The organism is Streptomyces sp. NPDC005706 (assembly GCF_040631045.1).
Classification (GTDB): Bacteria; Actinomycetota; Actinomycetes; order Streptomycetales; family Streptomycetaceae; genus Streptomyces.
In genome coordinates, this window is sequence record NZ_JBEXYS010000027.1 from 24,864 (window position 1) to 36,103 (window position 11,240).

An 11,240-nucleotide genomic window follows, 5' to 3' on the forward strand; every position below is an offset into this window, starting at 1 on the left:
TGACTCATGGGAGCCCAGCTCCGGGTCTACAAGCGTCGCATCCGATCCGTCAGCGCGACCAAGAAGATCACCAAGGCGATGGAGATGATCGCCGCCTCGCGCGTCGTCAAGGCGCAGCGCAAGGTGGCGGCCTCCACGCCGTACGCGACCGAGCTGACGCGCGCGGTCACGGCGGTCGGTACGGGTTCGAACACCAAGCACCCGCTCACCACCGAGGCGGAGAACCCGGCCCGCGCCGCGGTTCTGCTCCTCACGAGCGACCGCGGTCTGGCCGGCGCCTTCAACTCCAACGCCATCAAGGCGGCGGAGAAGCTGACCGAGCGCCTGGAGCGCGAGGGCAAGCAGGTCGACACGTACATCGTCGGCCGTCGTGGTGTCGCCCACTACAACTTCCGTGAGCGCAAGGTCGCGGAGTCGTTCACGGGCTTCACGGACGAGCCCTCGTACGCGGACGCCAAGCAGGTGGCGGCGCCTCTGATCGAGGCCATCGAGAAGGAGACGGCGGACGGCGGCGTGGACGAACTCCACATCGTCTACACCGAGTTCGTCTCGATGATGACGCAGACCGCGCTCGACGCCAGGCTGCTGCCGCTGCGTCTCGAAGAGGTCGCCGAGGAGGCCGTCCCCAAGGGCGAGATCCTCCCGCTGTACGACTTCGAGCCGTCGGCGGAGGACGTCCTCGACGCCCTGCTGCCGCGCTACGTGGAAAGCCGGATCTACAACGCGCTGCTCCAGTCGGCCGCTTCGAAGCACGCCGCCACGCGGCGCGCGATGAAGTCGGCCACCGACAACGCGGGCGAGCTGATCAACATGCTCTCCCGTCTTGCCAACGCGGCCCGCCAGGCCGAAATCACCCAGGAAATCAGCGAGATCGTCGGTGGCGCCAGCGCCCTGGCCGACGCGACCGCGGGGAGTGACCGATAATGACCACCACTGTTGAGACCGCGACGGCTACGGGCCGCGTCGCCCGGGTCATCGGCCCGGTCGTCGACGTGGAGTTCCCCGTCGACGCGATGCCGGACATCTACAACGCCCTTCACGTCGAGGTGGCCGACCCGGCCAACGCCGGCCAGAAGAAGACGCTGACCCTCGAGGTCGCGCAGCACCTCGGTGACGGCCTGGTCCGCACCATCTCCATGCAGCCCACCGACGGTCTGGTCCGCCAGGCCCCGGTCGTCGACACCGGCAACTCCATCACGGTGCCCGTCGGTGACTTCACCAAGGGCAAGGTGTTCAACACCCTCGGTGAGGTGCTGAACGTCGACGAGCAGTACGACGGCGAGCGCTGGGGCATCCACCGCAAGGCCCCGAACTTCGACGAGCTCGAGTCGAAGACCGAGATGTTCGAGACCGGCGTCAAGGTCATCGACCTGCTGACCCCGTACGTCAAGGGCGGCAAGATCGGTCTGTTCGGCGGTGCCGGTGTCGGCAAGACGGTGCTCATCCAGGAGATGATCTACCGTGTCGCCAACAACCACGACGGTGTCTCCGTGTTCGCCGGTGTCGGTGAGCGCACCCGTGAGGGCAACGACCTGATCGAGGAGATGTCGGACTCCGGCGTCATCGACAAGACCGCGCTGGTCTTCGGCCAGATGGACGAGCCCCCGGGCACCCGTCTGCGCGTCGCGCTGGCCGGCCTCACCATGGCCGAGTACTTCCGCGACGTCCAGAAGCAGGACGTGCTGTTCTTCATCGACAACATCTTCCGCTTCACGCAGGCCGGTTCCGAGGTCTCCACGCTGCTCGGCCGTATGCCGTCCGCGGTGGGTTACCAGCCGAACCTGGCCGACGAGATGGGTCTCCTCCAGGAGCGCATCACGTCGACCCGCGGTCACTCGATCACCTCGATGCAGGCGATCTACGTCCCCGCGGACGACCTGACCGACCCGGCCCCGGCCACCACCTTCGCCCACCTCGACGCGACGACGGTTCTGTCCCGTCCGATCTCCGAGAAGGGCATCTACCCGGCCGTGGACCCGCTGGACTCCACGTCCCGGATCCTGGACCCGCGCTACATCGCCGCGGATCACTACAACGCGGCCATGCGCGTGAAGACGATCCTGCAGAAGTACAAGGACCTCCAGGACATCATCGCGATCCTCGGTATCGACGAGCTCGGCGAGGAGGACAAGCTCGTCGTCCACCGTGCCCGTCGCGTGGAGCGCTTCCTGTCCCAGAACACCCACGTCGCCAAGCAGTTCACCGGCGTGGACGGTTCGGACGTGCCGCTGGACGAGTCGATCGCCGCGTTCAACGCGATCTGCGACGGCGAGTACGACCACTTCCCGGAGCAGGCGTTCTTCATGTGCGGTGGTCTTGAGGACCTCAAGAACAACGCCAAGGAGCTGGGCGTCTCCTGAGCCCCGTGCTCTCGGTGAGGGGGCGGGTGCGTCCCGCCCCCTCACTCACGCCCTCTAGAATTGACCCCAACACCCGGCATCCCCGCCGGGTGGTGACCCGAGGAGCCACCCTTGGCTGCTGAGCTGCACGTCGAGCTGGTCGCCGCCGACCGCCAGGTCTGGTCCGGCGAGGCCACCCTGGTCGTCGCGCGCACCACGTCCGGCGACATCGGCGTCATGCCCGGTCACCAGCCGCTGCTCGGTGTGCTGGAGTCGGGCCCGGTGACCATCCGTACGAGTGATGGTGGAACGGTCGTCGCCGCGGTGCACGGCGGTTTCATCTCGTTCGCGGACAACAAGCTGTCGCTGCTGGCCGAGATCGCCGAACTGTCGGACGAGATCGATGTCCAGCGCACGGAGCGCGAGCTCGAGCGCGCGAAGGCGGAGGACGACGCGGAGGCACAGCGCCGCGCCGACGTCCGTCTGCGGGCGGCGACGGCGGCGCGTTGATCCAGCGCGCGGTGTGATGACGTCACTCAGCCGCGGTCGGTCCGGAGCAATCCGGTACCGACCGCGGCTGAGGCAGATGTGGGTGTTTTTTGGGTTTCATTACTCAGTTGTTAGCGCAGTGACACTGTCTGGGAGACGAGGAGGTCGGTGCCGATGGTCCTCGCTCTGACTGTGTGCGGAATCGTGATCGCGCTCGTGGTGGTGGGACTGTTCCTGTTCGGGCTGCGCCGCCGACTGATCCAGCGCTCCGGTGGAACCTTCGACTGTTCGCTGCGCTGGGACGTGCCCGAGAAACCGGACGCCGGCGGCAAGGGCTGGAGCTACGGCGTCGCCCGCTACAACGGCGACCGGATCGAGTGGTACCGGGTCTTCTCCTACGCCCTGCGCCCGCGCCGTGTCCTGGAGCGCGCCGCCATCGAGGTGGCCGGCCGCCGGCTCCCGGAGGGCGAGGAGGAGCTGGCGCTGCTCTCCGACGCGGTGATCCTCGCCTGCACCCACCGGGGCACGCGCCTCGAACTGGCGATGAGCGAGGACGCGCTGACCGGATTCCTCGCGTGGCTGGAAGCGGCCCCGCCCGGACAGCGGGTGAACGTGGCGTAGCCGCACCCACTTCCCCCGGCCGAGGCCGAGGGGAGCGAATGCGGCTCTGAGCGGGTGACGCTCGCCTACAGGTTGTTGCTGATCGCGCTCACCAGCTCGCCGTTGCTGGTGTCTCCGCTGAACTCCCAGAAGAACGCGCCGCCCAGGCCCTGGTTCTTGGCCCAGGTCATCTTGCCGGCGATGGTGGCCGGGGTGTCGTAGGACCACCAGTTGCCGCCGCAGTGCGCGTACGCGGTGCCCGCGACGGTGCCGGTGGCCGGGCAGGACGTCTTGAGCACCTTGTAGTCCTCGATGCCCTGCTCGTAGGTGCCCGCCGCCGGGCCCGTGGCCGTGCCGCCCGGGGCGTCCTGGGTGACACCGGTCCAGCCGCGGCCGTAGAAGCCGATGCCGATGAGCAGCTTCTTCGCCGGAACACCGATCGCCTTGAACTTGGCCATCGCGTCGGCGGTGGTGAAGCCGTCCTTCGGGATGCCGGAGTACGAGGTGAGCGGGGAGTGCGGGGCGGTCGGGCCCTTGGCGTCCCAGGCGCCGAAGAAGTCGTACGTCATCACGTTGTACCAGTCGACGGAGCTCGCGGCGCCGGCGTAGTCGGCGGCCTCGATCTTGCCGCCGTTCGAGCCGTCGGCGGTGGTGGCCGCGGTGACCAGGTTGTTCGAGCCGAACTTGGCGCGCAGCGCGGCCATCACGTTCTTGAAGGCCGCCGCCCCGCTGGTGTCACAGCTCAGCCCGCAGGCGTTCGGGTACTCCCAGTCGATGTCGATGCCGTCGAAGACGTCGGCCCAGCGCGGGTCCTCGACCAGGTCGTAGCAGGACTGCGCGAAGGCGGCCGGGTTCTTCGCTGCCTCGCCGAAGCCGCCGGACCAGGTCCACCCGCCGAAGGACCACAGCACCTTGATGTTCGGGTACTTGGCCTTGAGCTGACGGAGCTGGTTGAAGTTGCCGCGCAGCGGCTGGTCCCAGGTGTCGGCGGTGCCGCTGACGGACTGGTCGGCGGTGAACGCCTTGTCGTAGTCGGCGTAGGAGTCGCCGATCGCGCACTTGCCGCCGGTGACGTTGCCGAAGGCGTAGTTGATGTGCGTGATCTTGGCGGCGGAGCCGGACGTCACCAGGTTCTTGACGTTGTAGTTGCGTCCGTAGATGCCCCACTCGGTGAAGTAGCCGAGCTTGACCTTGTCGCCGGTGGGCGGGGGAGTGGTGCCGCCGCCGGTGGTGTGCACGGCGACCGCGCCGCTGACCGGTCCGGTCTGGTCGGCGGTGTCGCGGGCCCGCACGGTGTAGGAGTAGTCGGTGCCCGCGGTCAGACCGGTGTCGGTGTACGAGGTGGCCGTCACCGTGGAGACGACCTTGCCGTCGCGCAGGACGTCGTAGTTCTTGACGCCCTTGTCGTCGGTGGCCGCACCCCAGGAGAGCTTCACCGAGGTGTCGGTGATGCCGGATGCGGTCGGGTTGCCGGGGGCGGAGGGTGCCGCGTCACCGGGGACCGTGGTGCCGTCGCAGCTGTCGCCGTTCAGCTTGCAGTTGGACGGCGAGCCGGGACCCGCGCCGTTGAAGCCGAAGGAGACGGTGGCACCGGGGGCGATGCTGCCGTTGTAGGACTTGTTCTTGGCGGTCCAGTGGGTGCCGGAGTTCGTGACGTCCGCGTCCCACGCGGAGGTGACGGACGTACCGGAGGGGAAGTCCCACTCGACGGTCCAGGAACTGATGGCGCTGGTGCCGGTGTTCTTCACGGTCCACTGACCGCCGAAGCCGGTGCCCCAGTCGCTGGTCTTGGTGAAGCTCGCCGTCGCGTTCGCCGCGGCCTGGGCGGGGCTCGCGAGACCGACCAGGCCGGCCAGGGGGAGCAACAGGGTCGCGAACCCTGCCGCGGCTCTGTGTCTGAAGCGCATGCTGCGCCTCCCTCTTCATCGGGGGTGTCAGGGGCATGACTGAGCCTTCACGCCCACAGTGCCGCGAGAATAGAAAGGTCTGGACCACATGGTCAATAGGTCTGGACCACTTGTTCCTCGGCTCCGGCCGGATCCCCAACTCCTGCTCCCGGGCACCCGTTTGCCCCCGGCCGCGCGGCTCCGGCCTCCCCGGCGGACGGCTGACATGCGCCTTCGCCGCGCCCTCCGCCGCCTCCTGACGCCGCACGATCTCCGTGTAGGGCGGCCCCTCGCCGCCGCCCTGGCGGCCCCGGGAAACGGCACGGCCCGCGCCCTCCGCAAGTGGAAGGTCGCGGGCCGCCGGATCCTGGCCTCGCCGGTCGCCCCGGCCGTCCGGCTAGCGCTCCCCGCCCGGCACCCACAGCACGTCGCCGGTGTCCTTGTTCGCCGTCCGGGCCAGGATGAACAGCAGGTCGGACAGGCGGTTGAGGTAGGTCGCGGTCAGCGGGTTCATCACCTCGCCGTGCGCCTCAAGCGCCGCCCAGGTGGAGCGCTCGGCCCGGCGGACCACGGTGCACGCCTGGTGCAGCAGGGCGGCGCCGGCGGTGCCGCCCGGGAGGATGAAGGAGCGCAGCTTCTCCAGCCGCTCGTTGAAGCGGTCGCAGTCCGCCTCCAGCCGGTCGATGTAGAACTGCTCGACCCGCAGCGGCGGGAACTCCGGGTTCTCCTTGACCGGCGTCGACAGGTCCGCGCCCACGTCGAACAGGTCGTTTTGGACACGGGTGAGGACCTCGACGATCTCCGCGTCCAGGCCGCCCAGCGCGATCGCCGTGCCGAGCACCGCGTTCGCCTCGTTGGCGTCGGCGTACGCCGAGATCCTGAGGTCCGTCTTGGCGACCCTGCTCATGTCGCCGAGGGCGGTGGTGCCCTTGTCGCCGGTCCTGGTGTAGATGCGCGTCAGATTGACCATGTGACCAGCGTAGTTACGCTCCGGCCGTCCGGAACACGCGTGTGCCCACTGTCACGGTCAGCACGGCGAAACCGACCGCCACGAGACCGCCGTACAGCATGTGCGCGCTCGTGTACCGGCCGACGTAGGCGTCGCGGACCGCGTCCACCAGATAGCGGAACGGCACGCAGTGCGAGAGCAGGTTCAGCCAGGCCGGCCCGAGGGTCATCGGGAGCATCAGGCCGGACAGCAGCATCGACGGCATCGACACCGCGTTGATCAGCGGCCCGAACTCCTGCGGGGTGCGCACCTTCATCGCCAGCGCGTACGACAGCGAGGCCAGCGACACCGTGAGCAGGGCGACGAAGGCGAAGCCGATGAGGATGCCCGGCAGCGGTGCGCGCAGGCCCATCACGAGTGCGGCCAGCACCAGCAGCACCGCCTGGAGGACGAAGACCGTGGCGTCCCGCAGGACCCGGCCGAGGAGCAGGGCGAGACGGCTGACGGGGGTCACCCGCATTCGCTCCAGCACCCCCTGGGCGTTCTCCATGATGATGGTGAAGCCAGCGAACAGAGCGCCGAACAGACCCAGTTGGAGCAGCAGTCCGGGCACCAGCACCTGCCAGGAGCTGCCGTCGCCGCCCAGTGGCAGGCCGGTGAGCAGCGGCCCGAAGAAGAGGAGGTACAGCAGGGGCGTCAGCACACCGAAGAGCAGGGCGAAACGCGAGCGCAGGGACTGACGGAGATAGCGGCCGTAGACGAGGGCCGTGTCGTGCAGCAGCATGCGGGCGTCCTATACGGCGAGGGGGGCGGCGTCGGCCGGGGCGGGACCGCGGCCGGTGATGGCGAGGAAGGTGTCCTGGAGGGTGGCGTCGATCGAGCCGCCGTGCGCCAGCTTGAGCGCGCTCGGCGTGCCGTCGGCCACCACGACACCCCGGTCGACGACGACCAGGCGGTCGGCGAGGGCGTCGGCCTCGTCCAGGTAGTGGGTGGTCAGGCAGACGGTCGTGCCGTGCCGGTCACGGAGCCCGCGGACCAGGTCCCACAGGTCGGCGCGGCTGCCGGGGTCGAGGCCGGTCGTCGGCTCGTCGAGGAACAGCACCTTCGGGCGGTGGGTGAGCGCCATCGCGATGTCCAGACGGCGCCGCTGGCCGCCGGAGAGCGCGGCCGTCCTGCGGTCGAGCAGCTCGGTGAGGTCCAGCTCGCGGGCGAGTTCGGCGGTGCGCCTGACCGCCTCGGCCTTCGGCAGGCGGTACATCCGGGCCTGGGTGACCAGCTCCTCCCGGACGGTGACCCGCGGGTCGACCCCGCCTGACTGGGCGACGTATCCGGAGACCCGGCGCACTCCGCCCGGCTCGGTGGCCAGGTCGTACCCGGCGACGGTCGCCGCGCCGCCGGTGGGCTTCAGCAGGGTGTTGAGCATCCGGAGGGTGGTGGTCTTGCCGGCGCCGTTGGGCCCGAGGAGGCCGAGGATCTCGCCCTCCCGGACGGCGAGGTCGACACACCGTACGGCCTCCACCGGGCCGGCTTTCGTCTGGAAGGTGCGGGCCAGGCCGGCCGCGCTGATGACTGCTGCCATGGCGTACAGAAAAACAGAGTCTCTTAAATTTTGCAATGACCCCAAGTTTTCATCGGACCCAGCGAAGCTAGGATGCGGGCATGGCTGAGGGGCTCAGGGAGCGGAAGAAACGGCAGACCAGGCAGTACATCTCGGATGTCGCCACGGGACTGTTCGTCGAGCGCGGGTTCGACGCGGTGACGGTCGCGGAGATCGCCGAGGCGGCCGACGTCTCCGTCAACACCGTCTACAACTACTTCCCCGCCAAGGAGGACCTGTTCTTCGACCGCTCCGCCGGCATGGTCGACCGGCTCGCCCGCTGGGTGCGCGGCCGCCCGGCCGGTGAGTCGGCGGTCGCCGCCGTGCTGCGCGAACTGCGCGAGGAGGTCGAGGCGGTGTCCCCGCGGGTGGGGCTCATCCCCGGGTACGCGGCGTTCATGAGGGTCATCGAGGAGGCTCCCGCGCTGCGCTCCCGGCTGTGGGGCATCGGCCAGGAGGTGCAGTCCACCCTGGAGCGGGAGCTGCGCGAGGAGACCGGCGCCGCGGACGACGACGACCTGCCGCATCTGATGGCCGGCCAGATCGCCTGGGCGCACAGTACGGTCATGGCGGTCATCGGCCGCGAGATGGTCAGGGGGCGCGATCCGCGCGATGTCTCGCGGGAGGTGCTCGCCCTCCTCGACGACATCGAGGACCTGCTGAGCGAGCAGGTCCTCACGTACGCGGTGCGCGCCGGGGCCTGAAAGGCCTGAAGGATCTGGCCACGGGCTTGCATCCGGCGGCCGGCCAGGGCCGGCCCGCGTCAGCCGATGGCGATGCGCGGGTGGGCGGCGGGCCGGATCCAGGACATGATGCCGTCCATCGTGGCGCGTGGCACCGACACACAGCCGGCCGTCGCCCCCGATCCGTTGACGTGCAGGAAGATCCCCGCTCCCCGGCCCGGGGTGGCCGGCCACCGGTTGAAGTTGATGACGAGGGCCTTGGCGTACTGCGTCGGGTAGTTGACCAGGTGCTCGCTGCCCCGGTCGCCGGACTCCGTGAGCGGGAAGTCGGCGCCCGCCTCGCCGTGCATCGAGTTGTAGTACTTCGACTGCGGGTCCTCCACCCACCAGTCGTCGGACCCGACCACGTGGTACGGCATGCTCGTGCCGCCCGCCTGGACGCCGAACCCCTCGGTGATGGTGTAGGTCCCGGACGGCGTGGTGTACGTGCTCTGCCGCCGGGTCGCCCCGTTCGTCACGCCGTTCGACCCGACCCGCCCGGCACCCGTGCTGAACTGCGCCTTCCAGCCGGCGGTTTCCTTGGCCCAGGCCGTGACCGTGGCGTAGGAGCCGCTCGCCTTGACGGTGATGACCTGAGTGGCGTCGCCGACCTCGACCGGGACGGGGAAGTCGGGTGCGCTCCCGGTGCCCGAACTCCCCGCGCCCGCGCCTGAACCGCCGCCGGAACGGGCGTGGGCGCCGGAGGCGGACGCCGTCTCCTTCGAAGAGGCGCCGGCACTCGGCTCGGCCGACGCGGACGACGATGCGGAGGCCGAGGCCGAGGCGGACGCGGACGCCGACGTCGACGCGGACGCGGACGCGCTCGCGGACCCGGTGGCCGAGGCACCGGACTCGACGGTGGCCTCGGCGGCGACCTGCTCGGCGGGGTCGGCGCCGGCATCGCCGCTTCCGCAGCCCGACACGAGGAGCAGCGCACCGCCCGCCGCGGCCGTGGCGAGGAGCCTGCGGGGGCGGGAGGGGGCGGGCCGGGAGATGAGCGGAGCGGATGTTTCGGACAGCACGAGGTGATCCTTCATCGAGGTGAGGGTGGGAGGACGGGGGAGGCGGGAAGCGTGGCGGGCGGCCGGCGCGAGGGGCTCAGCCCTGCTTCGGGCCCTCCGGGGCGGGCAGGGCGCCGGAGCAGGTGGCCCGGCCGAAGTTCCCGCTGGCGGTGGCGCTCTGGACGTGGTGGCCGCGGACGGCGAGTGCGCAGTGCGCGGTGCCGCCGCCCTCGCCGAGCACGATGTTGATGAGCGGGTCCCGGCCGACCGGGACCTCGACGGTCCGGTGCCAGGGCAGCCGGGCGGCCCGGACCACGGTGGCCGTCCCGGACTCGCTGCGGGCCTGGAAGGTGAGGTCGGCGGTGCCGGTGCCGGTCACCTCGTAGGTGACGGAGGCGGTGGGGGTCCGATGCTGGGCCGGGGTGTCGTCCCCGTCGCCACCGAGGACGCCGTACAGCACGAGCCCGCCGCACGCGGCCAGCACGCCACCGGCGACGAGCAGGCCGGCCCGGTCCGGACGGCGGCCGGCACCGGCGGCCGGCACCTGGTCCTTTTCCGGTGTGCTCGCGGATTCCGCGCTTTCCTCAACGGTTTCCGAATTCTCCTCGGCAGACTCCGCCGACGGCTTTTCCGCGCCCATGAACAATCCCTTTCAGCTCCGCAACCGGCTCCTTATACGTGATGGCGCGCGACGGTCGCAAGTGGGCGGACAAACCGGGCGGAGAAAACCCGCGAGTGCCGAAGTGTCGGACTTGAGAGGTCACTTGACACGGCATCACCCGGGTGATTAGAACCGCGGCGCCGCTACGTCTGACCTGGCTCTTCTTTGCAGTCTGGTTGGCACGTTGCCGGTTTTTACGACGTCAAACACGAAGAAAGGGTTGCGGTGAAACCCAAATTGGGCAGGCTTGCCGCGTGCCTTGTGGTCTCCGCGGTGGTCAGTACCGCGTTGCCGCAGGCCGCATATGCGGCAACGGATTCCGACGATGGTGGCGGAAAGGGGGTAGTCGACACCGTAAAGGGATGGTTCGGTGCCGATGACGACGACGAGCACGAGCTCGCGGCGCCCCCGTCGCACGACGAGCTGGAGGTCGCCGACCGGCAGAAGCTGCCGAGGGGCAAGCGGGCGGCCAAGGCGAAGCGGGTCGCGGAGCTGAAGAGCCGGCGTACGTCGAGTGCGCGGTTCTGGCGGATGTCGGACGGCCGGGTGCAGGCGGAGCTGTCGGCGGTGCCGACGTCGTACCGCTCGGGCTCGGGGAAGAAGGCCTCCTGGAAGCCGATCGACACCGCCGTCCACACGACGGACGCGAAGGGCTTCGACTTCGCCAACACGGCCAACGAGGGCCGGAGCTGGTTCGGCTCGCACGCCGGCCGGCTGGTGAAGTTCCAGTCGCCGGACGGCCGTTCCGTCACCCTCGGCCTCAAGGACGCCGACGCCTTGAGGCCGGTGGCGAAGGGCTCGACGGTCACGTACAAGGACGCCGTGCAAGGCGCGGATCTGGAGTACGGGGTGGGCCGGGGCCGGGTGAAGGAGAACATCACCCTGGCGAAGCGCCCGAGCGGGCCGGTGCGGTTCACATTCACGCTGGACACCGACGGACTTACGCCCAAGGCGCGCAAGGACGGCTCGATCGCGCTGTACGGCGAGCTGCCGCAC

11 protein-coding genes are annotated in these 11,240 nt (G+C 69.8%); 5 read left to right on the forward strand and 6 right to left on the reverse strand.

What is annotated here, in order from left to right; all coding sequences use genetic code 11:
• Positions 1 to 6 precede the first annotated feature (6 nt).
• The 4 genes from ABZ478_RS30405 to ABZ478_RS30420 all read left to right on the forward strand — a co-directional run bounded on the left by ABZ478_RS30405 (position 7) and on the right by ABZ478_RS30420 (position 3,449).
• Positions 7 to 924 carry a F0F1 ATP synthase subunit gamma gene (locus ABZ478_RS30405; protein ID WP_359554160.1) on the forward strand — a complete coding sequence of 306 codons (918 nt, stop codon included), beginning with the start codon at positions 7 to 9 and terminating at the stop codon, positions 922 to 924.
• Positions 924 to 2,360, forward strand: a complete 1,437-nt coding sequence (gene atpD / locus ABZ478_RS30410) for a F0F1 ATP synthase subunit beta (protein WP_359554162.1) — start codon at positions 924 to 926, stop codon at positions 2,358 to 2,360. Before ABZ478_RS30405 ends, atpD begins: the two co-directional genes overlap by 1 nt.
• Before the next feature lie 111 nt (positions 2,361 to 2,471).
• On the forward strand, positions 2,472 to 2,849 hold the full coding sequence (locus tag ABZ478_RS30415; RefSeq protein ID WP_061927131.1) for a F0F1 ATP synthase subunit epsilon: 378 nt from the start codon (positions 2,472 to 2,474) through the stop codon (positions 2,847 to 2,849).
• A 153-nt stretch (positions 2,850 to 3,002) separates the two neighbouring features.
• Entirely contained in the window at positions 3,003 to 3,449 is a 447-nt protein-coding gene (locus ABZ478_RS30420; RefSeq protein ID WP_358935954.1) for a DUF2550 domain-containing protein, read from the forward strand.
• A 65-nt stretch (positions 3,450 to 3,514) separates the two neighbouring features.
• Here the strand turns inward: ABZ478_RS30420 and ABZ478_RS30425 are convergent, their stop codons facing one another.
• The 4 genes from ABZ478_RS30425 to ABZ478_RS30440 form a co-directional block, all read right to left on the reverse strand.
• Positions 3,515 to 5,335 (reverse strand): glycoside hydrolase family 18 chitinase, encoded by a 1,821-nt coding sequence (locus ABZ478_RS30425; protein WP_359554165.1) that lies wholly within the window; start codon positions 5,333 to 5,335, stop codon positions 3,515 to 3,517.
• Positions 5,336 to 5,711: 376 nt separating this feature from the next.
• Complete coding sequence (locus ABZ478_RS30430; RefSeq protein ID WP_358935958.1) at positions 5,712 to 6,284, reverse strand: cob(I)yrinic acid a,c-diamide adenosyltransferase; 573 nt, start codon at positions 6,282 to 6,284, stop codon at positions 5,712 to 5,714.
• 13 nt (positions 6,285 to 6,297) lie between these two features.
• Positions 6,298 to 7,047: an ABC transporter permease gene (locus tag ABZ478_RS30435; protein WP_359554168.1), complete on the reverse strand. Its 750-nt coding sequence runs from the start codon at positions 7,045 to 7,047 to the stop codon at positions 6,298 to 6,300.
• 9 nt (positions 7,048 to 7,056) lie between these two features.
• On the reverse strand, positions 7,057 to 7,842 hold the full coding sequence (locus tag ABZ478_RS30440; RefSeq protein WP_359554170.1) for an ATP-binding cassette domain-containing protein: 786 nt from the start codon (positions 7,840 to 7,842) through the stop codon (positions 7,057 to 7,059).
• Between the two features lie 80 nt (positions 7,843 to 7,922).
• Here ABZ478_RS30440 and ABZ478_RS30445 point away from each other — a divergent pair, with 80 nt between their 5' ends.
• Entirely contained in the window at positions 7,923 to 8,564 is a 642-nt protein-coding gene (locus tag ABZ478_RS30445) for a TetR/AcrR family transcriptional regulator (protein ID WP_359554171.1), read from the forward strand.
• A gap of 59 nt (positions 8,565 to 8,623) precedes the next feature.
• Here the strand turns inward: ABZ478_RS30445 and ABZ478_RS30450 are convergent, their stop codons facing one another.
• Together ABZ478_RS30450 and ABZ478_RS30455 are read right to left on the reverse strand one after the other, a co-directional pair.
• The gene (locus ABZ478_RS30450; protein WP_359554173.1) at positions 8,624 to 9,619 is read right to left on the reverse strand and encodes a L,D-transpeptidase family protein; all 996 of its coding nucleotides are present in this window, start codon (positions 9,617 to 9,619) and stop codon (positions 8,624 to 8,626) included.
• Between the two features lie 61 nt (positions 9,620 to 9,680).
• Positions 9,681 to 10,127: a hypothetical protein gene (locus ABZ478_RS30455; RefSeq protein WP_359554175.1), complete on the reverse strand. Its 447-nt coding sequence runs from the start codon at positions 10,125 to 10,127 to the stop codon at positions 9,681 to 9,683.
• Positions 10,128 to 11,240: the final 1,113 nt, after the last annotated feature.